Raw genomic sequence first — 24,957 nt, forward strand, 5'->3', positions numbered from 1 at the left:
ACAGTGCTAATACTTATACTCTTCACTTCCCTTTTTAAATATCATTTTTTCTAGCTAACAGAGTTGCAATTAGCAAATTCCTTGCAAATTGCTTACTTACTTTCCTTAACTTGACGCGTATGATCCTATCTATACGTCGAACAATCATAATTGCTACATCTTCCATATTAATAACCACCGGTGCCGGTGCTATCGGAGCAGCTGCTCTGCTACAAGGTGCACAGGAGCTGCTGCAGCTGGAGCTACGGGAGCAACTGCTTCGACTTCTCTCACAACATTTTGTATTTTTTCAATGAAGTCTTTATTATTCTCTATTAAAAGAGTTACTAAACATTCATCTGCTAAGATAACCTTATATTGCTCATTTAATGTATTTTCCATATTTATAAAAAGTGCATTTGTATCGCCTTGATACTCATGATCTAGCACTCTTTCAACTGATTTAGTTATTCTGCCTAAAGTTTCTTCATCGCAATTGCCGTTATCTGCCATTACTTTACCTATTTCAGATTTGCTTAGTGCAAGTGCTAAAGCTTTATTAATTACTTTTTGAGTTTGGGCTTTGAGTCTCATTTGCTCAGCTGCTGCAGTTTGTCTACCGTTATTATTAGCTACCACTGCTTGTGCGAGCTGCATTAAACTTTAAATTTCCTTCCCTATGTCTGACTTAATTTCCTGAACTGCACCCGGTACAACCACAACTACAGGAGCTATTACTGCTCTAATTGCCTTTCTTCTATCATCTAAATTCTTTTCAGATGTTTTTAAGATTATCTATAGCATCTTTAATACCATCTAAATCAGCAATACGATTTTGATTTTTAAATTCATCAAACTTTTTTAGTAAATCCTTAGCATTAATGCTACTTACTAAAGTAACTATAACTTTTTTATCATATAAAGTGGTTATACGATTTGCAGTTCTATCTTGTTCAGAAGATAATGCTTTACTAAAAGCTTTTTGTATTTGATCAGTTATTTCATTTTCTGAAATTCGTGTTGAAGCTAAGTCTGTCTTGCTATCCATTAAATTTGCTTTAGTTACAGCTAATATGTTATAGAAATTCATTAATTAGTTTACACTTACTTCCGATTTTTTTCAATTACTTTTAAATCAACATAGTTAACTTCAGTATTAACTAAAAGTTGAGTTATATTTTTACCGTCACTAAGCCAGTTTGTTTTAGCAGCATTAAAATCATTTAAGGTTTGAGATTCTACTGTATTAATTTTGTTATTAACAGCTTTATTAACTATTAAATTTACTTTATCACTAAACGATAAATCATTGAATTTATTAACTATATCTTTTACTTGATTATTGAGAAAACCTGCTCCTAAAATTTCAGATTTCGTATTTATAAACTCTATTCTATCAATAACCGGTGCTATTTTTTCTAATGCTAATAAAGGTGGCTGTTTTTACTTTTTCTTTAGTAATCGGTTCTTGCATAGATTCAGGAACATTTTTAAAGACCCAATCTAATCTTATAGCTTTCTGCTCTTCTTCATTTAATAAATTAGCAAAAAATCTTCATTAGCTACTATAGCTCTAGCTCCTTGATTCAGCTCTTGATCTTTATTAGTAACGCATATGTTGATTTTGCTTCTATATCAGCTCTATTGGGTTATCTGCAGAAAACACCTTAGATAATTTCTGGTTATATTCTTCACTTAATGCATTAATATCTATATTACCGGCGTCTATAGCGGCTTGTAATCCAGGCTTAACTTGAGTTTCAATAATATCCTCAGTCAACATCATACGTATTATAGGTGCAATATCTTGTTTAACACCCAATAATATCGTTGCAGGATTTGGAGATTTTGGAGCTACGGCTTCTACTTCTGCTTTCTTTTTAGGTTCATGAAGTACTGTATAAAATACTTGATAATCCTTGATTAACTTTTTAGTTGCTTCTTTATCAGCTTTATATTGTTGTTTTTCTGCTTCAGTTAATCCATTAAAATGTGCTTGCTCTGCTGCTAATAAATCCGCTTCTTTTTGTTGTCTTCTTGCTTCTTTTTGTTTAGCTAATTCTGCTTTTTGTTCATTTCTCTCTTTTTGTATTGCTCCTTTATTTTGCTCAAATCCTGTAAATAAATTATAATATTCTTTTAATTTACCAGCTCAATCATTTGATTTTACTGCATCTAAGCCATTTACTTTTGTAAGATTTTTTATATCAAATGCTGCTTAACCATTATAGCAGGTGCATCACCACGAGCAATGCGTGCCCCTAGAGGCGGCGGTGGTGGAAGCGGAGTGTTAACACCTCTTACCGGAACCACCGCACCAAGAGATACTCGCTGCTTATTAGCATCTTCTTTCTTTGTATCTTCAAGACTACTCGCAAGCTTATTCATAGTTTTTGTATTAAAACCTTTAATTAAAGATTTCATATCCTCATTAGATAAATTGTCTGTAATAACTCCAAGCTCTTTTAATACGCTATTATATTCTATTAAAGCCTTACGACCTAAAGCTTTTACACCGTCTATATTTTTTGCAAAAGAATCAAGCTTAATTTCTGTCATTGCCATTAAATATTTTGCAAGACGCTCTTCATCCATTAAGTTTACTAATTTCTTAATCGCTACGTCATTCGGTCTTTGAGCATGTATTGCAGCAAAATTATTATTAACATATCCTTTATAATTAAGAATAATTTTGTAAGTTTAGAATTTATATTTTTTGTCATAATATCTAATTCCCCTTGAAGAAATATTAATAATTACTTAAAGATATTAATATTTAATTAATTATTAAAAATGATGATATGCGAAAAAAATATTATATCAAGAAATTTATATTGATGTGTTATAAGGCTGATGTGTTATAAGGCGGGGTAGTAACGTAGATTTTATATGATAATTTAATATTTATAATAACCGTAATGTTTAATTGTTGTTAGCAGTTAGTTAATTGATTAAAATCTTGTGGTGCATTATATGATATTACTTCTATACATGCAAGCTATATTATTAAAATGTTCATTATTTTTAAAATGCTTTATAATGGTTATGATAGGGTAATGGTTATTGCATGTAGGGGATATTATTAAGCTTCGGAGTGTTATGTCATTCCCGCGTAGGCGGGAATGACATTAAACTATAAGGTATATACTTTGTCTCTCAAAACCAAATTACTTTTTATTACAATCAGCGGCATTATAATATTATATTTTGCTATTCCTCCCGCTCCATTGCTTAAAGATATAAGCTTCTCACAAAGAGTATTTGACCGAAGCGGTGAGTTAATGCGTATTTCGCTTTCTAAAGACGATAAATATAGGATATTCACTCCTATACATGAAATACCGGCAAGTTTTATAGAAGCAGTATTGTTATATGAAGATAGGCATTTTTATCAACATTTCGGCATTAACCCCGTTTCTTTAGCCAAAGATTTTTATTCTACTTATTTACAGAATAATCGTAAAATAGGCGGCTCTACTATAACAATGCAAATAGCACGTTTAAGATATGGGATAAACTCTTCTACTATTCTTTTCTTGGTAAAATCCATCAAATCATTAAAGCTATTCATGTAGAGCTACATTATTCAAAAAATGAAATCCTAGAAGCTTATCTAAACCTAGTGCCTTACAGTAGTAATATTGAAGGGATAACAGCCGGCAGTTATATTTACTTCAATCATGACCTAAAAGATTTAAATTTGCTCGATATTCTAACCTTGCAGTAATCCCACAAAATCCTTTTAAAAGAGGCGGGAATGATATTAATATTTTTAAAGCACGTAAATATCTATTTACTGAGTGGCTAACGACTCACCCACAAGATATTATTTATAATAAGTTAATTAGTTTGCCGATTAAATTTAATCAAAATAAAAATCTTCCTTTTATCGCACCACATTTCACTTTAGATATCCTGGCAAATAATGATAGTCCTATTATACGTACTACTATAGATAAGAATCTGCAAACTACTATAGAAAAGCAGGTGCAGCTATATATTAATAACCTGAAAAATACGGCATTAATAATGCTTCCGTAATTCTTATTGATTTTACTACTATGGAAGTGCTTGCAAGCATTGGTTCAGGTGTTTTTTTAATAACGATATTTGCGGACAAATTAACGGCACTAAAAGCCATCGATCTCCAGGCTCAGCTTTAAAACCGTTTGTCTATGCACTTAGTTTTGATCAATCGCTAATACATCCGTTAACTTTACTAAAGGATATACCTACTTACTACGATCATTATAAACTGGAAAAATTTGATAGTAGATTTATAGGAGGATTAAGTGTTAGAGAATCGTTAATAAAGAGCCGTAACGTACCTGTAATATTTCTGGCGTCTAAGTTAAAAAATCCGAATTTTTATGAGTTCTTACAACAAGCAAAAATTAGCGGCTTACGAAAACCTGAAAATTACGGCTTATCTATAGTACTCGGCACAGCCGAAATTACTCTTGAAGAGTTAACTACTCTTTATGCTATGCTTGCTAATTTCGGTACTTATAAACCGCTTAGGACAATGCTTTCTACGTCATTGCGAGGAGAGGCAAAGCTAGGGTGCGACACTATAATACAAACTCTACTAGATTGCCACGCTCCGAGCAAATGCTCGCAACGACAATGATATCCCCCGAAGCAAGCTATTTCACTCTTGATATTATAAAAGATACGACTCGTCCTATTACCTATAACAATACAAAGCATAACTTACCGATTTATTGGAAAACAGGTACTTCTAGCTCATTTAGAGACGCACTGAGCGTAGGCATATTCGGGAAATATGTACTTACCGTTTGGGTTGGAGATTTCAAAGGGCAAACTCACGGAACATTTACAGGTAATATTTCTGCGGCTCCTTTATTCTTTAATATTATAGAATCAATAGCCCAGCCAAATAAAGATAAGGATTTAATACTTTCAAAAATTAATGAACTAAATATTACTAAAGTAAAAGTTTGTGCAGATACGGGAGATATCGATAACGATATGTGTCCGGTTAAAGCAGAATCCTTATTCATTAAAGGCAAATCACCGATAAAACAATCCGGTATTTATAGAAAAATGTTGATAGATTTAAAAACCGGTATGCCTGCTTGCAACTTTATTCAAGGACAAACAGAATATCAAACCGTAAATTTATGGCCGACGGATATGCTTTCGGTTTACCAAAAAGCAGGAATACATATATTACCGAAACCGATACCCACAAACCATTGCAATAGGTTGATAAATTAGCATCATCAGAAACCTAAAATTATATACCCATTAAGAAATTCCATACATTCAATTAAAGATAGTGATAATATTACTTTTAGTGCGATTAGCGATAATAAAACCAATAACGTTTTTTGGTTTGTAGATAATGAATTAATCACAACCGCAAAATCAAACGAACCTGTAATATGGAAAGCAAAAACCGGTGAATTTATTATTAGAGCGATCAGTGATAGCAGCGAAAACGACAGTATAAAAATTTATATTAAATAATAAATTAGTGGTTATATATGAAATCTAAAATTTCCACAGAACTTGATATTAAATCTTTAACAGAAGAAGAAACTGCTCTTGATTCTTTAAAAGAAAATATTCTAAATTGATTGACTGAAGTTAATTATTTACTAATACAAGCAGGAAAAACATTAAAAGCTACAGTAGTAATAGGATTACCTTATAGCGAAAGCACATTTTTAAATGCTCTTGAAAACAACCTCAAGATTATCGAAAACGGTGAAGAATTTACATTTGATAAATTATTTGATTTTGAAACAACACCGGAAATTAAGCATAAATATGAACCAGCTATATATTATCCCAAAAAATTTGAAATTGCAGAAAAAGTATTTTGGGAATGCTCTAACAGAGTACCCGACCCAGTTCAAGAGTTAATTAATGTATTTTTCATTAAAAAGCTAGTTCAAATGACCGATAAATTAAAATTTATCATAGTAGCAAAAGAAGAGACCATAAAATCCCCTAATATCTTTAACAGGATCATAAAAGACTTTAAAAAGTTTTGCCCTTTAGAAGAATACAAAAAATTAAAAGGAAATTTTACATGCGTAATAACCCAACATCATGAAAACATTATATCAATGTTACAAAATAGCATTGCTATTAACAAAGATATATTAGAATCCTCTTATATAAAATTTTTCTATAAACCTACTTCTCAAGATGAAGAAATAAAGCTCACCCTAGAGCTCAAAGCTCTAGAAGAGATAGCAATATGTTAAAACCATATTTACCAAGTTCTTCAATACAATATCCAGCTATAAAAAAACTCTTTCTTATTTTGAAGGATTAACACAATTATCGGAACTTCAAACTATTATATCAAACAAACAAGATAATAACCTTATAGAGGCAATATTTCAAATTTTAGACTCTATTGAGGAATTCACGGATAATAAGCCGGTTATTCAAGCCTACCGATATGTATTAAACCTACAAATTAAAGAATGATCATTATTTGAAGAAATGCTATCTACACATAGTCTCAATCCAATGAGTGCTATAATTCCTTAATTCAAATATGTGATTTATTCGTACAAAATAACTATCTATCTTCTATAAAAAATATAAAACCTGAAAATAATAAACCGGTGCAATATTATCAAGAAGCCATAAAGTGGTTAAGTAAATATCCTGACAAGATGGAAGTAATGAAAACTATCGCTAGCTGCTACTCTAAAATAGGCGATATATTAAGCGAAGAAGCAGATTATAAGGGAGCTTTAGCTAATTATAATGCCCAGACCTAACATGTAATAAAGAGCTTAAAGAAATGTATGATAAAATCAGTGATATGCTATTTAACTTAGGACGTGAAGATTCAGCTATCATATTTTATAGAAAGAATAATAAATTAGACTCTATATTAGAATGTTATATCAGTCTTATAGATAAGGCTGACAAGCCTATAAAAATATGATTTATATATAAGGAAACGAACTTCGCTTTCAAAAACAACAGGCAGCAGATGCTGCAGAATCATATTTTAAAGCAGCCGGCGGTACATGATCCTCAAAAACAACAAAATTCAGTACTTACGGTATACAATACTTTCTTAGGAAACCCCAATAATAATTCAATTCCACAAACAGATATTGCAGAACAACAACAAAGAAAGGAGTATTTTAAAGATATAATCGGCTATATTATTGATCCGTGACCGTGCACTAGTGTTGAGCAGCTTATTATTCCTCTTTGTCATCCTATGGTCAAGTCAAGCAGGTCTTGTTGCATGGTTCTTATGTCATTCCTGCGAAAGCAGGCATCCAACAAAAGTATAAATACAGCAAATTTTTGAAACTAAACAACTCTCAGCTATAAGCTGGGAGGTTATAAAGTGGAATCGATTAAAAATCGATCATCATTAATAGGCTCACCTTCTTGCTCATCAATATACTGCTGTATCATTTCATCAGTAATATTACCCGCACTAACTGCCATATAACCTCTAGCCCAAAAATGATTGCCCCAAAACCGCTTGCTCAAATGAGCAAATTCTTGCAATAATATTCTTGAGCTACTACCCTTAAATACTGCACAATTTTGCTAAGTGTTATTTGCGGTCTATACGAGATAAACATATGAACATGATCACAAGCTACTTTGCCTGAAATTATATGTACTGCATGTTCCATACAAATCCACCTCAATAAATCTCTAGCTCTCTCCGCTACCTTTCCCGTTAATACCCTCTTTCTATACTTTGGTATCCATATAATGTGTACTTTCAAATCATACTGGCTATGGCTACTTTTTCTATAACGCCTCATATCTCTTTATAAATTCGTTGCCAAGGCCACTTCATGATATCTGCCCTTCGCCTAAAGACGAGGGATTTCTCATACCCGATAGGGACATTAAAAGCTTGATTTATCTCGCTTTATGCTGGATTCCTGCTTCCGCAGGAATGACACCGAGTACTTTTCTTGAGCCATGTGCTGGTTAAACGAACTAGGTGACAGTGAACAGTCACCTTAACAAATCATTAATGCTTACTTTAGATCTAGTAGTTTTATTGACTTGCTTTATGATGACTACGCAGTAAAGCCCAGGCTTACCTGCTTCCTTAGCAGGTAATACTCCTGGAACTACAACAGAATAAGCCGGAATTCTACCGTAAATAATTTCACCTGTATCTCTGTATATTATTTTTGTAGAGCTACAGATAAACACTCCCATACTAATTACTGCTCCTTCTTCTACTATTACCCCTTCTGCTATTTCCGATCTTGCACCGATAAAACAATTATCTTCAATGATAACGGGCTTTGCTTGTAGCGGTTCAAGCACCCCTCCTATTCCTGTACCACCTGAAATATGGCAATTCTTACCGATTTGAGCGCATGAGCCGATAGTAGCCCATGTATCAATCATTGTTCCCTCATCTATATAAGCACCTATATTAATGAAAGAAGGCATAATTACAACATTTTTAGCTATATAAGTACCGGTTCTAACAACAGCTCCGGGAACTTTCCGTATAGCTGCTTCTTTGAATATATTTTGATCAGTATCCACAGAAAATTTAGGAGCAATTTTGTCATACCAACTATTATAATTGTTATTATAAAGTTGTGATTCCGTAGTGATAAAATATAGCAATATAGCTTTCTTTACCCATTCATTAACTTCCCAACTATTTTCTTTCTTTTCACAAACACGAATTGTACCTTGATTTAAGCTTTCTATAATATCATTAAGTGTTTTTTTGAATGTTATAAGCTTTGAAGCATCTTGAAGAAGTTGGTCCTTAATTTGCCAAGCTTCTTCAATTTCTTTAATAAGAGAGGACATATCTTTTCACTGTTTTATTGCCAAAAATAATAAATAAGGTTATCATGAAGTCAAACATAATAATTATAATTAACTATGTATATTACTTGCCCAAATTGCCAAACAAGATTTATTGTTACAAGTAATCAAATAGGTATTAACGGACGACGAGTAAAATGTTCCAAATGTAGCCATTTGTGGTATCAAAAATTAGACTATAATACTAGTAAATTAAATGACTTTAAAGATAAAGTAAACACGGAAACTATTAAAACTCCTATTAAAAATCATTATAATGCTAATGTGCCGGTTATTTTACCGTATATTCCTACTAAGCAAAAATATAATATATTTCCAATATTATGGACTAGCTTTATAATTTTTTGTTTAGTGATATTACTAATAGATAGTTTTAAATTTTTAGGTCACTATGATCAATTAAAGATAGAAGAAATTAATTTAGGAAAATCTCGTCATATAGGCGGTATGAAGATATTTTATAAATTATCTAATCAGTCTGATTATTTAATTTCTGATCCTATAATCAAAGTTAGAGTAATGGATAGTAATAATCAATCTTTAGATGAATATGTATCAATTACAAAACTACAAACAAAAATCCCTGCAAAACAAGCAATATATCTAGAAATGAATATTGAAGGAATCCCTGTTACAGCAAAATATATTGATATTGCTATAGGTAATAGATTAGGGCTGTTATTTAAGTAAAGACGGTTGCGTGGACCGGTAAATGCTCTTTATGTCATTCTTAGCTAAAAGCGGGAATCCAGAAAAAAAGTATCAATACAGAAAATTTTTGAAATTAAAAGCTCGATTTATCTCACTTTATGCTGGATTCCTGCTTTCGCAGGAATGACATCGGTATCCCCCACGATGCCTCCTTACAATGACGACTCGGTATCCACACAGGCACGTTTAGGCTATGTCACAACGTCACTTAAAAATACCCATAAGCCGGAACTTATGGGTATCACTAAAGATATAATAACTTTTATTAGCGTATTAGGAAACACCACAATTTGCGGTATTACTCTTTGATACCATATCAACAATATCTGGAGCTTTAAATAATATAATGATTGCAGTAACTACTACTAAAGCTACTTCCCATTGCAACTTTCCTCTTAATGTTTGAATTCCCAGAACAATTATACCGATAACAGCTATACCTTTTGCAGTCTTGCCTCTGAATGTTTGAATTAAGCTACACAATGCCTCACCTACAGGATCGTCGACACTACTACCTAAGCTATCAAAAGCTACCATAATAATAGCCACGCTTAGAATAGTCAATAGTATGCGTAATGATAGATTATAATCGATTAACTCTTCGTTTAATTTACGAATAGGAAAGTTCATATGTTTTACCTCAATAAAATAATTAGCATTTTAAAAATAATGTATAATTTATTTATATATAAATCAACTCCTAAATATATGCAATTTTAATTAATATGCAAAAATATTTTAAAATAATAGCAAAAATATTTTAAAAACACTTATTTTAAGTAACATTATAATCACATAGAGTATAATTTATTAGCTTCCAAATATATAAACAAACGTAAATAAAAATAACCAAACCACGTCCACAAAATGCCAGTACCATGCAGCAAATTCAAACCCTAAATGTCCATTACCTTCTGTAGTAAAATCTCCTCTTTTTGTTCTAAAGTAGCAAACTATTAGAAATATAGTACCTATAATTACATGAGCTCCATGAAAACCCGTGGCTAAATAAAAATTAGAAGCATATATACCATCCGTGAATTTAAACGCCGCATGATAATATTCATATGCTTGCATAGTTGTAAAAAATATTCCAAGCAATATGGTCAGAGCAAGTGCAGTTACACAATCTTTTTGATTTTTTTCTTCTAAGGCATAGTGACCCCAAGTAACGGTAGTACCCGATAAGAGTAGTATTAAAGTATTGATAAAAGGAATATCAAATGGATCAAAAGTTTTAATTGTAGGTGGAGGCCAAATTCCCTGCTTTACAACCCATACACCGTCTAAAAGACCTACGGGTGATAGACTTGATTTAAAAAAAGAAGCAAAAAATACACCAAAAAATACTATTTCCGTTAAAATAAATAACGCCATACCTATTTGTAAACCTTTTCTAACAGGACTAGTATGCTGATGTTCGACTATTCCTTCTTTCACTACATCTCTCCACCAAGAATATAAACAGTAACCTACTGAAATAACTCCTGTAGATAAAATATATATATTAAATTTGTAGTCATGCATGAACGAGACGCTGCCTATAACCAAAAGAAGTAAAGCAAAAGATGTTAGGACGGGCCAAGGGCTTGGGTCTACTATATGGAATAAGTGTGATTTAGTAATAGGATGTGAATTTGGATTCATATTTTATTTTATCATTTTCTAATTATACTTACGAATAGATATACGAAGATCAACTTGGAAAAGAGAGCAATGAGTCTATAAGTCGAGGAGCGGAGCGTATAATAAACATTCAGTATTCGAGGACTTACAAAGACGAGATAGTCAATTTTTCAAGTTCTATCTTAGTATATAAATAAATATAAATTATTATTGATGTAAAAGCAAATTATAGAAACAGATTATATAGACAATATACCTTGTAACTCAGAATTACATTATTCATTATTAATGATAACTAAAATCTCTTGACTCTTTATATTATTCAACTAATATATAGACCGCTAATAATGTTTTAAGCTCCATTGTTGTAAGACCAATCTGTCAAAAAACTTAATATTAAGTTATGCCAGGGGTCTATTATTATAAGTGAGTAAAATCATGAAGTATAATGGAGGTTGTTGTCTTACGGCAACGGAGCTTAACCTTTGGCACCTTTATTTATTCATTCTAGATTAGGTTTAGGCATAAATTAAATAAAGGAATTGCGAGTAGTATTAGCTTATGTTTAATAAAAATAAAGATTTATTAATTCTAAAAAATACAAATGCAAAAAATAAAGAAAAAATTAGCAAAAGTTTTTCTTTTCATCACCATTTCTAATAATATTATTAATGTTTTTGTATTATCTTCTTAATATCTTAGAAGTAAAATATTTCTAGATTTTTCAACTAATCAAGCTGTTAACTCTAAATTTTCTTACTTAAAATTATAGAGATATGACAAATTATCTTCACTATTTTACTAGTTATTTCTACAAATATTGCCTCAGTACTATCATGCATTATAGCAATATTTTTATGTTCAATTTCATCACGTCGAAATTTAATAATATTATTTAATAATTCCGGCTCAACATTTTTATTTTCTAAATAATTTATTTGCTGTTCATAATGTTTTTCTATTACTTCTTCTACACTCTCGGTAACAAGCATCGCCGTTTTTATTCCCATCAAGGAAGATAAAGCACCAAGTAAAAATCCGTAATGATGCCAAAACAATAATAACAACGTGGGTCTTACTGCTTTTTCTAGTAATTTTTTTTCAAAATAATTTAGATGGACCTCTTCGTGATCAAGCATTTCTTTAATTAATATATGATCATTTTGAGATTTGATATATTTTAGTTGCCCTTGATAAATTCTCTTTGCCCCATACTCTCCAGCATGATTAACTCTAATTATTTCGTGAATTTGTTTGTCAGGGTCAGAAAAATCAGGCTTGGGCATACATTTGCTACTTATATTTTCCTTTTAAATAATTTATGCACCTCTGCATCATATATGAGTTGTTGCACGGCTCGTTTATGTCATTCCCGTGAAAGCGGGCATGACATAAATAACTTTCTGAAGTAAATCAAAACCAGCAGGATTTAATTTATAATCCACCTCCGCTTGTTGTAACAGTTTTAAAGTCTCGAAACATTCAGTTAGACTAAGACTGTTTGCTATCTTTGTAAAATCATTAATATATTGATAAAAAATCGGTGGGGATAATGATTTTATTGCGAGTTCCAAACGCTCACCGTTTTTTACTTTCGACAAAACTATATATAAATTTAAATAATGCCTTATTAATGCTCTAATAATTAAAACTTCATTGATATTTTGTTTTTTTAATATTTCTAGCTCTTGCAGAAAATTACTATAATCTTTTTTTGAAAAATACATTGCTAAATCACTGCCGTTTGCCGTAATTTCGCTACTTATAACTTTTAGAACATCGTTTAAAGTAATTTCGCGTGCGTCATGAACAAAATATATCAATTTATTTATTTCACTACAAATTAAATCATGATCACCTTTTAAATGAGCTTTTAAATAAGTGATAGCTTCTTTACTTATAACTTTATTAGTTTTTTCTACTTTACCTAAAATAATTCGTTCAATTTTTGCTTCATCGTCATGATAACAAGCAACTGCCGCTAAATATTCTTCTGTTTCAAAAAACTTTCTAATGCTTCCACTTGAAGTAATTTCTTCCCCTATAAATACAGGAAAATGTATATAATCACTACTTAGAATTGTTTTTAAATTCTTATCAAGTGAATTCCCAATTGATCTAATTTTAATTAATTCTTTTTGACCAAAAAAATTAGGCGAGTTAAGTAATATTTCTACAGATGAAATATTAAGATCTGTGTATTCTATAGAAGTTTGTAGCATATTTAAGCTTTTTACTAAGTGCTTACAAATTTTTTCTATATATCCTTTATCAGGACCATATAGTAAAAGAGCTCTAATCTTTCCAGCTTTTATTAGTTCAAATAATCTACCTATTTGTGAAAAATAAAATTTCATAGCCTAACTATTTCCGTGTAAAATATAAAATTAATCTGCTACAAATTGCTTCTGCTGCTTGATATGCCAAGTCTATTCCTGTTTCATCTCTTTCAACATTTGTTGCATATGGTGTAAAAATAGCATTATATGACGTGTTTTGGTAAAACTTCTCTTCAATTAAAACCTTTTGGCTTTCTATATCAATTAATTTATACCTAACCAATTGATTAATATATTCCCTTAAAACATTGGAGTTTTTTTCAATAGTAGCAGGCATAGTTGTTGCGATAAGCTCTGCTTTAAGCAAGTATTTTGCTTTTGCTTTCTGAGGTAAAATACTAGTTAAACGATGATAAAACTCAGCTCCTTCAATTGTTCTAATCGGTTCAACTTGAATCGCTTCTAAATCATTATTTCTACTGTATTTTTCACTATATACCGGTTTTAAATTACAACTACTCATTAGAAAGAATATAATTACTACAAATAAAGAGCGCATATACTAGATTAAGATTGGTTTTGTATATTAATAACAGTTTATTTCGATTTTGTGAAAGAAAATTATAATAATTAGCATTTGTTAATACTGATAGTAATAATATATTAATTTATGTTGACATTTATAAATAAGACTTATATACCGCTTCAAAATAATTTTAAGGTATTAGATGTTATTAGATAAACTAGTTCTAGGTATTTCGAAGTAAAAGCAGCATTGACAAAAATAAAAACATATTGTCTTTTCCTAAAAAAAGAAAAAGTAACTTTAATAAAATATAACTCAACAGAAAATATTGAAGCACTCACAGTAAATACAGATGAAGCTAAAACTGTAAAGATTACAAAAGAGGATTTCGAAAAATCTTTTGAGTTATATGAAGAAAAATTGACAATATTAGCACAAAAACTATCATCCCAAACACCAATTAGTTATGATAATTATAACCATGTAACAGAATATTATGTTGAAGCCCTAGGAAAAGAAATACCTGTCACTGAGTTATAATTTTTAAGCTTAAAATATTTTATAGGTAAGTTTTACATACTTACCGTTTTTTATTAAAGAATTCTCTACATCTTCCTTGCAAATCTAATGCTCTATATTAAATTTACCAGGAAGAGGTTTGTCTAATAATTTACAAATTTTCTATACAACCTCCATTTATTATATGCTTAGTGTTTCCAATTATAAGCATCTCATTTTTTAAATATTCTTGCATATCTTCTTCCCAACCTTTCCATGGCTTTATATTAAGCCGGTCTATAACATCTCGTTCATAATGTTGTAATATATTGCTATTATTGCTTTATTAGTGTTATAAAATGATGGAGTAAGACCTGAAGCATCTTTTTGTATTACTAAAGTAGGTTTTACCTGTAATAGGATTGCAATAATGTCTTTATTATTAACTGCTGCAATTGCCGAATGTAATACCGATAAACCCTGAGGAGTCGTAGACTCTATAGAATCCCGATTTACTTTTAAGATCCCTATTACTAAATCTTTTTTACCCTGTTCAGCTGCTTCGGGTAATAAAGCATTAGAATTCTTTTCAAAGCATACCTTTAATACACTATTAAAAGCTTTTATGCCGCTTTTTGTTTTATCTTTAAATAACACTTCCAGCTCCTATATATCACTCTTTACCGATGCAGGTTTCATTTCTCTCTCTGAATCGAGAGCATTTAGTCTTGGAGTTTTATATTGACTTAAATCTTATGTAGGTCAAGTAAGTACTGTTTGTTTTCTCATTAATTTTCCTAAATTTATTAATTATTTTAGGAGGAATTGTTAATTAGTGGTGGATTGATGCCATTGCCCACGTGGATACCACCCCGTCATTGCGAGGAAAATTATATAGTAATTTGACGAAGCAATCTCAGGAATTTGTGATTATTCATGAGATTACCACGCAGCCTATGGCTGCTCGCAATGACGACTTTAGTATCCATGTAGGAATATTATAGTATAGTAAACAACACTGAGCTAATTTGCAATTCTCCTAAAATTAAGATTATAAATTTAGGAGTAATAACGCAACAAACTGAGTTGAATTGATTGCGACTTAATTGATTAAGAATTGTTAATTTATCACAATCGATTAGTTACTGAAATTTTATATTTTCCATATCCCAATCATGAGAAACAGTATTATACTTTAATATATACGGCTTAGTATCTATAGAATCTAGAGTTACATCTGCAATCATATCATCATGCGATGAGATGAGTTCATTATAACCGAAATTAGCGTAATAAGGTTGATAATTTTTAAATCTAACCGTTATAAATTTCTCTTTAGTAATAACAGGTAAGAATTTCACCAAATCATCAAGGTTACTTAAAGCCAAATCTTTTATCTCAAAAATTTGTAATCTATAAACATTTTTATAATCTTTGGTAAAAAATGTCGGTATAGAGCTAAAGCTACTACCAGATTGAACGGAAGCTATACTTAAAGCTTTAAGTGGAATGCCTGATTTATTACTAAAATAATCATCGGCTTCAAAAAATACCGCACCGCCGAAATTTATCATTTTAGCGATTTTATTATTGTTCACATCATATAAATCTACTGCTTGTTCTAGCTTTTTTCCATCACGAAATATAGTAAGTTTAATAGCTATGCCTTTGAAATTATCCATTTCTCTATCAAATAATGCTAGATTGCCGCCAAGTTCCTTATCATTAACTGCCCAAATAATATCACCGGCTTTTAAAGATTTTTCAGCAGGCGAACCGGCTAAAACTGCCTTAACACTTATCACCCTATTTCTACTATCAGGAAACTTATTTATATATTTATCCATTTCTTCTTTAGGGAAATTATGATGTCTAACTGCTTTATTTAAAGAATATAACTCGCTTATTATTCCTATATGTTTTCTGCTTGGTTGTTTATTATTCTTTAAACTTTCTAAGGTGCGAGCTACGTAATCACCATGCAGTGCTAGAGAATGAGTTTTACCACCACCGTATAATACTCCTATAGCCTCAATTTTATTGTTTAATACCGGTGAACCGCTAGCACCACCGGTACTATTTAGGTTAATAACATAAGTACATTGCGGCATTAAACCTTCAATATTATAAAGATCGGACAAATAACCGGTATGGAAAGAAAAGCCTTTTGCTTCCGTGTTACCGACTACAAAAACCTTTTGATTTAATTTTGAAATCTCATTTGAGAAAGATATTTGTGTTGCTGATGCCGGTATATCTTTGCTCTCTACTTTTAAAACAGCATAATCTTGCCAAATATCGTAATAGATAAGTTGTGCTTCTGCCTGCTCACCATTATAAAAAGTAACAAAATAAGTTCCGATAGATGCACCACCGACAACATGAGTATTAGTAATTATATAACCGTTGTTCTTATCACTAATAAATCCTGTTCCTGTCCAACTACTTGTATCGTTATATGCCGATACGGTAATTCTAGTATCAATCGTTACGATTGCTTTCTTCGCTTTTTCAAATATAGCACTGCTTGTTTCAGAAGATGCTAAAACTATATTATTTAGGAAAACTAAATTAATAATACATAAAAGTTTTAGTAAAATCGGTAGTTTTTTCATTGTCACCTCTTGTAAAATGATTTAAGCCGCACTATATCAAATAAAAATATCAAATAAAAAGTCATAGCACAATAATAAAGTGCTTGTTGTACACGGTGTCATTCCAGCGTAGGCGGGAAGCCAGTAAAACTTATAAAAACTTGTTTTTTAGGTTTATTTTGTCAACAAGCAATATTAAGGTTGTTTTTCTAGATTGCCACCTATACGCGGGAATGACATACGGAGCACAACGCTAAATAATAAACAAAAATAAAAAAGAAAACGAGGGATCTTATGGGAAAAGTAATAGGTATTGACCTTGGGACTACTAACTCTTGTGTTGCAGTCATGGAAGGTAAAGAGCCAAAAGTAATAGAAAATGCAGAAGGTGAGAGAACTACGCCATCAATACTAGCTTTTGCAAATGGTGAAAAATTAGTTGGACAATCAGCTAAGAGACAAGCAGTAACCAATCCTCGCAATACTATATATGCGGTAAAGCGATTAATCGGTAGAAATTTTACCGATCCTATGGTTAAGAAAGACCAAGATATCGTACCATATAATATAGTTAAAGCCGATAACGGTGACGCATGGGTCGAAGCGGATAACAATAAATATTCACCAAGCCAAATTAGTGCTTTTATTTTACAAAAAATGAAAGAAACTGCCGAAAATTATTTAGGCGAAAAAGTAACGCAAGCAGTAATTACCGTACCTGCTTATTTTAATGATGCACAGCGTCAAGCAACGAAAGATGCAGGTAAAATAGCAGGTCTTGAGGTACTTAGAATAATTAACGAGCCGACTGCCGCAGCTCTTGCTTACGGTTTCGATAAAGCGGCAAGTAAAACTATTGCAGTATACGATCTTGGCGGCGGAACATTCGATATTTCAATTCTTGAAATCGGTGACGGTGTTTTTGAAGTAAAATCAACGAACGGTGATACATTCCTTGGCGGCGAGGATTTTGATACAAGAATATTAAACCATTTAATAGATGTATTCAAAAAAGAAAGCGGTATAGATTTACGTAATGATCCTTTAGCACTTCAACGTTTGAAAGAAGCGGCAGAAAAGGCTAAAAAAGAGCTATCTTCTGCAGTAACTACTGATATTAATTTACCTTATATTACAGCTGATAGTACAGGACCAAAACATTTAAATATTAAATTTACTAGAGCAGAATTCGAAAAATTAGTAGATGATTTAATTGAAAAAACCGTTGAACCTTGCCGTAAAGCATTAAAGGATGCAGGTTTAAAAGCTTCTGATATTCAGGAAGTAGTACTTGTCGGCGGTATGACTAGAATGCCGAAAGTACAAGAAGCCGTAAAGAAATTCTTTGGGCGTGAGCCTCATAAGGGCGTAAATCCTGATGAGGTTGTAGCTCTTGGTGCTGCTATTCAAGGAGGGGTACTGAATAAAGAAGTAACGGATATATTATTATTAGATGTTACGCCTCTATCCCTTGGTATTGAAACCCTTGGCGGCGTATTTACAAGGTTAATCGATCGTAATACTACTATACCTACTAAAAAAAGTCAGGTATTCTCAACTGCTGATGATAATCAGCATGCCGTAACTATTAGAGTGTTTCAAGGTGAACGTGAAGTGGCAGCGAGTAATAAATTACTTGGTCAGTTTAATCTTGAAGGTATACCTCCTGCACCGAGAGGTGTTCCACAAATAGAGGTAACATTTGATATTGACGTTAATGGAATAGTGCATGTTTCGGCTAAAGATAAAGCAAGCGGTAAGGAGCAGAAAATAACTATTCAGGCTTCCGGCGGTCTTAGCGATGCCGAAATCGAACAAATGGTTAAAGATGCTGAACAGAATGCTGATGAAGATAAAAAGCGTAAGGAACTTATTGAAGCGAAAAATGCTGCAGATAGTTTAGTTTATTCTACTGAAAAGAGTCTTACGGAGTATGGTGATAAATTATCATCAGAAGATAAAGGAGCTGCTGAAGAAGCACTATCTGCTTTAAAAACTGTTCTTGAGTCGGAAGATGCTGCTTTAATTAAAGAAAAGACAGAGAGCTTAACTGCAGCTAGTATGAAAATCAGTGAAGCAATGTATAAAGCACAAAGCGAAAACCAGCCTGCTGACGCAAATACTGCTAACGATGACAAAGTAGTAGATGCCGATTTTCAGGATGTAGCGAAGAAGTAAAGACTATTATACAAAACGTCATTAACGTCATTACGAGCGACTGTAAGGAGCGTGGCAATCCAGAAAAAATAATAAAAAATACTATAAATTAGCATTTTTTAACTGGATTGCTTCGTCAATTACTTTGTAATTTCCTTGCAATGACGAGAAGGCTGCTCCAATGACAACCCATTTTATAAAAATTATGTCACAAGATTATTACAAAATACTAGGCGTTAGTAAAACAGCTAGCCAAGCGGATCTTAAAAAAGCCTATCTCAAATTAGCCAAGCAATATCACCCTGATACTACTGACGATAAAGATGCTGAAAAGAAATTTAAAGAAATAAATAGTGCTTATGATGTTCTAAAAGACGAGCAAAAAAGAGCCACTTACGACCGCTTGGGGCATGATACTTTTCAAAATCAACAGTCACGAGGGAGAGGAGGAAATCACGGTGGTTTTCATCATGATATTAACGATATTTTCGGCGACTTCTTTAGTGATTTTATGGGAGGTGGTAGAAGAAAGCCTACATCAAGTAAGGCTAGAGGTTCGGATTTAAAATATGATCTGACAATTAACCTAGAGGAAGCATTTCACGGTATAGAAAAAAATATTAGTTTTTCTAGCGAAGTAAAATGCGATACTTGCCATGGTAGCGGTTCTGAAAAAGGTGAAACCGTAACTACTTGCAATGCTTGCGGCGGTGTTGGAGCGACTAGAATTCAGCAAGGATTCTTTACGATCGAACAAGCTTGTCATAAATGCCAAGGTAACGGACAAATTATAAAAAATCCTTGTAAGAAATGTCATGGCATGGGACGTTACCATAAACAACGCAATTTATCGGTAAATATTCCTGCCGGTGTTGAAAACGGTACTAGAATAAGACATACCGGAGAAGGAGAAGCAGGTATTAGAGGCGGAAATAGTGGTGATTTATACGTTGATATAGCAATAAAACCACATGATATTTATAAGGTAGACGGAGCAAATCTACATTGTAAACTACCTATTAGTTTTGTAAATGCCGCTCTTGGAGGGGAGATAGAAGTACCGGTAATTGAAGGGGGCAAAGTCCACTTAACAATTCCGGCAGGCACACAAAACGGTGATCAATTAAGGTTACGCAGTAAAGGTATGTCTCAAATGAGGTCAGCTATTAGGGGTGATATGCTTACACATATTCATGTTGAGGTACCTAAAAATTTATCTAAAAGACAACGTGAGTTACTAGAAGAATTCAAAAAAGAATCCATCAATGAAAAAGAAAATGACGGCAGCTTTTTTAATAAAATGAAAAGTCTATGGTCATGAATTTTATTTAACTTGCCTATAGAAATAAAACCTCCGATGTTATAAAATATTATTAGACTTCTTGCAGAACCTATCTTATCAAGAGGGGTGTGAAGGAAACACGGAACGCAGCACCACAGCGTATATAAACAATCGCACAGATGCGGGTACCGGATTGATGGATAAATTACCTTTAGAAGGAGGTTATGCAAGAAGTCTATTTGCATAATATTATCCGGAGGTTTCTATGCCTTATAAAAATAATCATGATAAAGGACACTGGGTAGAGAAATAAGTCCAAGAATATAGACCTATTCCTTCTAGGGGTAAAATTTGTATGTCAATTCAGTACTCGAATCCTTGCGTACAAGTGTACGCTTCTGTGGTAAGCATTTCCGTGTCTCCTTCAAATTCTTTCCTAAATCCTCGTTTCTGAATAGATCTAATTTATAAGTTTGTAAGATTTTAAATTGAATCCTTGAAATTCTTTAAGCCTATATGTATATTTAGTTATTAACTGAATTTAAGTTCTTATGAAATTAACAAAATTATTGAGTACCCTTTTAGTTATAGGGTTAGTGTTCAGCGGATGTAAAAGCAAAAAAAACAGTGATGACATAGTAGTTCCTATTCCTACTCTTTATAACGAAGGTGTTACTTTGTTAGAAAAGAAAAAATATAAGAAAGCTGCGGAAGAATTCGGAAGAGTATTTTACCAGCATCCAGGTAATGAAATGACGCCGCAAGCCGAATTGATGCAGGCTTATTCTTTATTCCTCGCCGCTCAATATGAAGAAGCGGTTGATGTGCTTGAGATGTTCATTAATTTGCACCCTGCAAATGTTGACATTGCTCATGCATATTACCTTAAAGCATTATCATATTATATGTTAATTTCAGACGTAAATCATGATCAATCTAGAACTTTCTTAGCTAAAAATAGTTTTGAAGACGTAATAGAGAGATTCCCAAATACTAAATATGCTATTGATTCATCTTTAAAAATCGACCTAGTAAACGATCATTTAGCCGGTAAAGAGATGATGGTAGGTCGGTTTTACTTAAAGAAAAAGAACCCAATGGCAGCTATTAATAGATTTGAAGAGGTAATTGATAATTATCAAACTACTTCTCACTCAGTAGAAGCTCTTTACCGTTTAGTCGAAAGCTATATGATGCTTGGGTTACCTGATGAAGCAAAAAAATATGCCTCGGTGCTAGGTTACAACTATCCTGATAGTCAGTGGTATAGTTATGCATATAAGTTGGTTAAGTAGTAAGATATTCATGGTTCTTAAAATCCACTAGATTCATCCCGTGGCTTGACCACGTGATCCATAACCACAACTTTAAAATACTAATAAATTAGTATTTTAAACTGGACCCCGTGATCGGGATGACAGTAGAAAAACCGATCCATGCAATAACACTTATACAAATTAAAGAGTAGTGTATGTTTTATAGTCTCTCAGTCAAAAACTTCATTCTGATAGACGAGCTGGAAATTGAGTTTAATAAAGGTTTATGCGTTATTACTGGCGAAACGGGAGCCGGTAAATCTATTTTACTTGATGCTATTTTATTTTGCCTTGGTTATAAAACTTCAAATAATATAATAAAGCGTGGAAAAAACTACACTGTTGTTAATATAATATTCTCTTTAAATGAAGAAATAAAAAGTTTTCTGATTCAAAATTTGATTGAACCTGAAGCATTATTGCTTGTAAAATGTTTGCAAAAAGCCGAAGGACGAAAAAATTTTTTCATTAATAATCAAGTAGTTAATAAGGCTATAATGCAGCAATTAGCTACTTATTTATTCGAGCTTCATGGACAAAATAATAATATTTCCCTTCTAGAAGCAAGTACGCAGCGTGATATTTTAGATAGTTACGGAAATCTTTTGGATTTTCGTGCAAGACTTTCCAAATGCTATCAAACTTGGCAAAATATCAAAAAAGAAATTGCCGAAATAACACTTAAACAAAATTCTATAGAACAGGAAATTGATTATTTGAGCTTTGCAACGGAAGAATTAACTAAACTGAACATTCAAACAGGGGAAGAAGAAAAATTAGCAAATCTACGAAAAAATTTGCAAAATAAAGATAAGGATTTACAGCTAATAAAAGATATTCTAGAACAGATTAATAACCCTGAAATAAATACATCGATTAATAGAGCAGAGAAATTATTAGCAAGGCAAGGCAATAATGAGCGTTTTGAAACTGTCGCTACAAGTTTAGAGGAAGCATATAATAATCTAGAAGAAGCACGCCAAGAATTATCAAATCTGTTGGATAGTTTTAATTATGAGGAATATAATCTTGAAGAAACAGAGGAACGATTATTTTTAATAAAAGCTATTAGCCGTAAATATAATGTTCCTGCGGATGAGTTAGGCGTATTTTTAGATAAATCTTTAGAACAACTCGGTATATTAAAAAATAAAATAGCCAATAGTAACGAGTTAAAAGCTCAAGAAGTGCTATTACAGAAACAATATTATGAACTAGCGAGCGATTTATCTGCAAAGCGTCTTATTGCCACAAAACATCTAGAAGAATCGTTGCATCAGGAGCTAAAACAGCTTAAAATGGCGAAAGCAATTTTTGAGATTGAGATAGAAGCTAGAAAAGAGCCAACAGCCAGCGGCAATGACTATATTGTGTTTAAAGCTTCTACTAACCCAGGAACAGCAGCGGAAGCAATGAATAAAATCGCTTCCGGCGGTGAATTATCAAGGTTCATGCTTGCTTTAAAAACTTCTTTGTTTGGTAAAATGGTAAAACCGGCTATTATATTTGATGAAATAGATGTCGGGATTGGTGGAGAAGTCGCAGATAAAGTAGGTGAGCGGTTAAAAAAGCTTAGCTCAGTTACGCAGGTAATAGTTATTACGCACCAGCCGCAAGTAGCAGGTAAAGCGGATTTGCATATAAAAATCGAGAAAACACAGCTAGAGCAAGAAACGAAAGTAACGGTAAAAACTTTAAATTTAGCTGAAAAACAGGAGGAACTCGCTCGCATGATTTCAGGTAAAACAATCACCGAGGCAAGTTTAAAAGCAGCGAAGGAGTTATTGCATTTGTAATAAACGTCATTGCGAGGAGCGAAGCGACGAGGCAATCCAGAAAAATAATTAAAAAAATTCTGATTTACAGAATTTTTAACTGGGTTGCTTCGTCGAATTGCTACGTAATTATTCTTGCAATGACGATTTAGTATCCATGCGGGTGATGTCCACTAGCAATGACAAAAAACAAGGAACATATGAACAACTACACAAAATTAGAAAACAAGTTTGCGAGCATCTCACATTTTAATAATATCTTAAGTATATTATACTGGGATGTTGCCGTAAATATGGCTATAGGTTCAGGTGAGAGCAGAACAAATGAAATAGTAACTTTAACGTCGATTGTTCATTCTATGCTCAAATCCCCTATACTAAAAGAGTTACTTAGCAAGGCAAAAGAAGAATCAACGAACCTTGATGAATGGCAGAATGTTAATATTAGAGAGATTGACAGAAAAATAACAGATGCAAATTGTATTGACGAGCAGCTACAAAAGAAATTGGTGGCTACTACTAAGCCAAACTTGTTTGGCGAGAAGCAAGAAAAAATAATGACTATAATTTATTCAAACCGCATTTACAAAAAGTTTAGATTATATGAAAGAAGTTGCTAAAGTACGAGCAGATGTTTTTAATTGCGAATGATACGACTCATTAATAGATATGTTTGATCCAAGCAGAAAAAGTAGCGAAATCAAACAAGTTTTTTCAGTACTTAAAAAAGAACTCCCACAGCTTATCAATAAAGTTTTAGAAAAACAGAAAAGCGCGAAAGAATTAGTAAAGAACAGCGAACTAGCTCCTGAAATGCAAAAGCGTATCGGAAAACGCATGATGGAAATTATGCAGTTTGATCTAACAAAAGGACGATTAGACGAATCGACTCATCCTTTTTGCGGCGGAACGCCAAATGATATACGTTTAACTACTAGGTATGATGAAGATCATTTCATAAGCGGTTTAATGGGAATTATTCACGAAACAGGACATGCTTTATATGAGCAGAATCTACCGTAAATGTATAAAGGGCAGCCGGTTGGCCTTGCTAAAGGTATGGCCTTCCATGAGAGCCAATCTTTATTTATGGAAATGCAAGTAGGTAGATCACGAGAGTTTACAGAATTTTTAGCTAAATTACTTCGAGACGAATTTGCTCTTAAAAGCGAAGAATATTCAGCAGAAAATTTATATAGAAAAATTACAAGAGTTAAACCTGATTTTATAAGAGTGGATGCAGATGAGGTAACCATATGCGTCAAGTTAAGGAAAGTAAGTAAGCAATTTGCAAGGAATTTGCTAATTGCAACTCTGTTAGCTAGAAAAAATGATATTTAAAAAGGGAAGTGAAGAGTATAAGTATTAGCACTGTAACGCTAAGG

The 24,957-nt window shown here is 32.3% G+C and carries 19 protein-coding genes and 5 pseudogenes; 11 read left to right on the forward strand and 13 right to left on the reverse strand.

Annotation, left to right across the window (positions count from 1 at the left end; translation table 11 throughout):
* Positions 1–189: 189 nt before the first annotated feature.
* From ACKTSD_RS06820 to ACKTSD_RS06835, 4 genes are all read right to left on the reverse strand, one after another.
* Complete coding sequence (locus tag ACKTSD_RS06820) at positions 190–636, reverse strand: hypothetical protein (protein WP_412708575.1); 447 nt, start codon at positions 634–636, stop codon at positions 190–192.
* Between the two features lie 118 nt (positions 637–754).
* On the reverse strand, positions 755–1,069 hold the full coding sequence (locus ACKTSD_RS06825) for a hypothetical protein (protein WP_412708576.1): 315 nt from the start codon (positions 1,067–1,069) through the stop codon (positions 755–757).
* Positions 1,070–1,609: 540 nt separating this feature from the next.
* Complete coding sequence (locus ACKTSD_RS06830) at positions 1,610–1,801, reverse strand: hypothetical protein (protein ID WP_412708577.1); 192 nt, start codon at positions 1,799–1,801, stop codon at positions 1,610–1,612.
* 380 nt (positions 1,802–2,181) lie between these two features.
* A complete protein-coding gene (locus ACKTSD_RS06835) occupies positions 2,182–2,574 on the reverse strand; it encodes a hypothetical protein (protein ID WP_412708578.1) in 393 nt (130 codons plus the stop codon).
* A gap of 554 nt (positions 2,575–3,128) precedes the next feature.
* On the opposite strand from ACKTSD_RS06835, the pseudogene pbpC reads away from it, so the two are divergent.
* The 4 genes and pseudogenes from pbpC (at position 3,129) to ACKTSD_RS06855 (ending at position 7,156) form a co-directional block, all read left to right on the forward strand.
* Positions 3,129–5,472: pseudogene (gene pbpC, locus ACKTSD_RS06840) on the forward strand (penicillin-binding protein 1C).
* A gap of 431 nt (positions 5,473–5,903) precedes the next feature.
* Positions 5,904–6,117: pseudogene (locus ACKTSD_RS06845) on the forward strand (hypothetical protein).
* A 470-nt stretch (positions 6,118–6,587) separates the two neighbouring features.
* On the forward strand, positions 6,588–6,746 hold the full coding sequence (locus ACKTSD_RS06850; RefSeq protein WP_412708579.1) for a hypothetical protein: 159 nt from the start codon (positions 6,588–6,590) through the stop codon (positions 6,744–6,746).
* A gap of 218 nt (positions 6,747–6,964) precedes the next feature.
* Positions 6,965–7,156, forward strand: a complete 192-nt coding sequence (locus tag ACKTSD_RS06855; RefSeq protein ID WP_412708580.1) for a hypothetical protein — start codon at positions 6,965–6,967, stop codon at positions 7,154–7,156.
* 281 nt (positions 7,157–7,437) lie between these two features.
* Here ACKTSD_RS06855 and tnpA read toward each other — a convergent pair.
* A pseudogene (gene tnpA, locus ACKTSD_RS06860) lies at positions 7,438–7,766 on the reverse strand (IS200/IS605 family transposase); the annotation flags it as partial.
* 199 nt (positions 7,767–7,965) lie between these two features.
* Positions 7,966–8,790: a 2,3,4,5-tetrahydropyridine-2,6-dicarboxylate N-succinyltransferase gene (gene dapD, locus ACKTSD_RS06865; RefSeq protein ID WP_412708581.1), complete on the reverse strand. Its 825-nt coding sequence runs from the start codon at positions 8,788–8,790 to the stop codon at positions 7,966–7,968.
* Between the two features lie 75 nt (positions 8,791–8,865).
* Between dapD and ACKTSD_RS06870 the strand changes: the two genes are divergently transcribed.
* Positions 8,866–9,498: an MJ0042-type zinc finger domain-containing protein gene (locus tag ACKTSD_RS06870; protein ID WP_412708582.1), complete on the forward strand. Its 633-nt coding sequence runs from the start codon at positions 8,866–8,868 to the stop codon at positions 9,496–9,498.
* Positions 9,499–9,792: 294 nt separating this feature from the next.
* On the opposite strand, the gene ACKTSD_RS06875 is transcribed toward ACKTSD_RS06870, so the two are convergent.
* From ACKTSD_RS06875 to ACKTSD_RS06900, 5 genes are all read right to left on the reverse strand, one after another.
* The gene (locus tag ACKTSD_RS06875; RefSeq protein ID WP_412708583.1) at positions 9,793–10,149 is read right to left on the reverse strand and encodes a TrbC/VirB2 family type IV secretion system protein; all 357 of its coding nucleotides are present in this window, start codon (positions 10,147–10,149) and stop codon (positions 9,793–9,795) included.
* Between the two features lie 180 nt (positions 10,150–10,329).
* Positions 10,330–11,166: a cytochrome c oxidase subunit 3 gene (locus ACKTSD_RS06880; protein ID WP_412708584.1), complete on the reverse strand. Its 837-nt coding sequence runs from the start codon at positions 11,164–11,166 to the stop codon at positions 10,330–10,332.
* Between the two features lie 725 nt (positions 11,167–11,891).
* Positions 11,892–12,431 (reverse strand): demethoxyubiquinone hydroxylase family protein, encoded by a 540-nt coding sequence (locus ACKTSD_RS06890; protein ID WP_412708585.1) that lies wholly within the window; start codon positions 12,429–12,431, stop codon positions 11,892–11,894.
* Between the two features lie 75 nt (positions 12,432–12,506).
* Positions 12,507–13,502 carry a DNA polymerase III subunit delta gene (gene holA, locus ACKTSD_RS06895; protein WP_412708586.1) on the reverse strand — a complete coding sequence of 332 codons (996 nt, stop codon included), beginning with the start codon at positions 13,500–13,502 and terminating at the stop codon, positions 12,507–12,509.
* A gap of 7 nt (positions 13,503–13,509) precedes the next feature.
* A complete protein-coding gene (locus ACKTSD_RS06900) occupies positions 13,510–13,983 on the reverse strand; it encodes a hypothetical protein (RefSeq protein WP_412708587.1) in 474 nt (157 codons plus the stop codon).
* 169 nt (positions 13,984–14,152) lie between these two features.
* On the opposite strand from ACKTSD_RS06900, the pseudogene ACKTSD_RS06905 reads away from it, so the two are divergent.
* Positions 14,153–14,490, forward strand: a pseudogene (locus tag ACKTSD_RS06905) (hypothetical protein).
* A gap of 255 nt (positions 14,491–14,745) precedes the next feature.
* On the opposite strand, the gene ACKTSD_RS06910 reads toward ACKTSD_RS06905, so the two are convergent.
* Together ACKTSD_RS06910 and ACKTSD_RS06915 are read right to left on the reverse strand one after the other, a co-directional pair.
* A complete protein-coding gene (locus tag ACKTSD_RS06910) occupies positions 14,746–15,105 on the reverse strand; it encodes an ankyrin repeat domain-containing protein (protein ID WP_412708588.1) in 360 nt (119 codons plus the stop codon).
* Positions 15,106–15,590: 485 nt separating this feature from the next.
* Positions 15,591–17,084, reverse strand: a complete 1,494-nt coding sequence (locus tag ACKTSD_RS06915; RefSeq protein WP_412708594.1) for a S1C family serine protease — start codon at positions 17,082–17,084, stop codon at positions 15,591–15,593.
* 252 nt (positions 17,085–17,336) lie between these two features.
* Here ACKTSD_RS06915 and dnaK point away from each other — a divergent pair, with 252 nt between their 5' ends.
* From dnaK to ACKTSD_RS06945, 5 genes and pseudogenes are all read left to right on the forward strand, one after another.
* Complete coding sequence (gene dnaK / locus ACKTSD_RS06920) at positions 17,337–19,220, forward strand: molecular chaperone DnaK (RefSeq protein ID WP_412708589.1); 1,884 nt, start codon at positions 17,337–17,339, stop codon at positions 19,218–19,220.
* Between the two features lie 184 nt (positions 19,221–19,404).
* Positions 19,405–20,520 (forward strand): molecular chaperone DnaJ, encoded by a 1,116-nt coding sequence (gene dnaJ / locus ACKTSD_RS06925; protein ID WP_412708595.1) that lies wholly within the window; start codon positions 19,405–19,407, stop codon positions 20,518–20,520.
* A gap of 512 nt (positions 20,521–21,032) precedes the next feature.
* The gene (locus ACKTSD_RS06935; RefSeq protein ID WP_412708591.1) at positions 21,033–21,776 is read left to right on the forward strand and encodes an outer membrane protein assembly factor BamD; all 744 of its coding nucleotides are present in this window, start codon (positions 21,033–21,035) and stop codon (positions 21,774–21,776) included.
* A gap of 176 nt (positions 21,777–21,952) precedes the next feature.
* Positions 21,953–23,593, forward strand: coding sequence for a DNA repair protein RecN (gene recN, locus ACKTSD_RS06940; RefSeq protein ID WP_412708592.1), 1,641 nt, complete (start codon positions 21,953–21,955; stop codon positions 23,591–23,593).
* A gap of 179 nt (positions 23,594–23,772) precedes the next feature.
* Positions 23,773–24,826, forward strand: a pseudogene (locus ACKTSD_RS06945) (carboxypeptidase M32); the annotation flags it as partial.
* Between the last annotated feature and the right edge of the window lie 131 nt (positions 24,827–24,957).

The organism is Candidatus Rickettsia kedanie, assembly GCF_045865205.1.
Taxonomy (GTDB): domain Bacteria; phylum Pseudomonadota; class Alphaproteobacteria; order Rickettsiales; family Rickettsiaceae; genus Rickettsia; species Rickettsia australis.

What these genes read in the sequence shown, in the direction of transcription:
- ACKTSD_RS06820 (WP_412708575.1), bottom strand. Translation starts at nt 636, where the DNA reads ATGCAGCTCGCACAAGCAGTGGTAGCTAATAATAACGGTAGACAAACT.
- ACKTSD_RS06825 (WP_412708576.1), bottom strand. Translation starts at nt 1,069, where the DNA reads ATGAATTTCTATAACATATTAGCTGTAACTAAAGCAAATTTAATGGAT.
- ACKTSD_RS06835 (WP_412708578.1), bottom strand. Translation starts at nt 2,574, where the DNA reads ATGGATGAAGAGCGTCTTGCAAAATATTTAATGGCAATGACAGAAATT.
- ACKTSD_RS06855 (WP_412708580.1), top strand. Translation starts at nt 6,965, where the DNA reads ATGCTGCAGAATCATATTTTAAAGCAGCCGGCGGTACATGATCCTCAA.
- dapD (WP_412708581.1), bottom strand. Translation starts at nt 8,790, where the DNA reads ATGTCCTCTCTTATTAAAGAAATTGAAGAAGCTTGGCAAATTAAGGAC.
- ACKTSD_RS06870 (WP_412708582.1), top strand. Translation starts at nt 8,866, where the DNA reads ATGTATATTACTTGCCCAAATTGCCAAACAAGATTTATTGTTACAAGT.
- ACKTSD_RS06875 (WP_412708583.1), bottom strand. Translation starts at nt 10,149, where the DNA reads ATGAACTTTCCTATTCGTAAATTAAACGAAGAGTTAATCGATTATAAT.
- ACKTSD_RS06880 (WP_412708584.1), bottom strand. Translation starts at nt 11,166, where the DNA reads ATGAATCCAAATTCACATCCTATTACTAAATCACACTTATTCCATATA.
- ACKTSD_RS06890 (WP_412708585.1), bottom strand. Translation starts at nt 12,431, where the DNA reads ATGCCCAAGCCTGATTTTTCTGACCCTGACAAACAAATTCACGAAATA.
- holA (WP_412708586.1), bottom strand. Translation starts at nt 13,502, where the DNA reads ATGAAATTTTATTTTTCACAAATAGGTAGATTATTTGAACTAATAAAA.
- ACKTSD_RS06900 (WP_412708587.1), bottom strand. Translation starts at nt 13,983, where the DNA reads ATGCGCTCTTTATTTGTAGTAATTATATTCTTTCTAATGAGTAGTTGT.
- dnaK (WP_412708589.1), top strand. Translation starts at nt 17,337, where the DNA reads ATGGGAAAAGTAATAGGTATTGACCTTGGGACTACTAACTCTTGTGTT.
- dnaJ (WP_412708595.1), top strand. Translation starts at nt 19,405, where the DNA reads ATGTCACAAGATTATTACAAAATACTAGGCGTTAGTAAAACAGCTAGC.
- ACKTSD_RS06935 (WP_412708591.1), top strand. Translation starts at nt 21,033, where the DNA reads ATGAAATTAACAAAATTATTGAGTACCCTTTTAGTTATAGGGTTAGTG.
- recN (WP_412708592.1), top strand. Translation starts at nt 21,953, where the DNA reads ATGTTTTATAGTCTCTCAGTCAAAAACTTCATTCTGATAGACGAGCTG.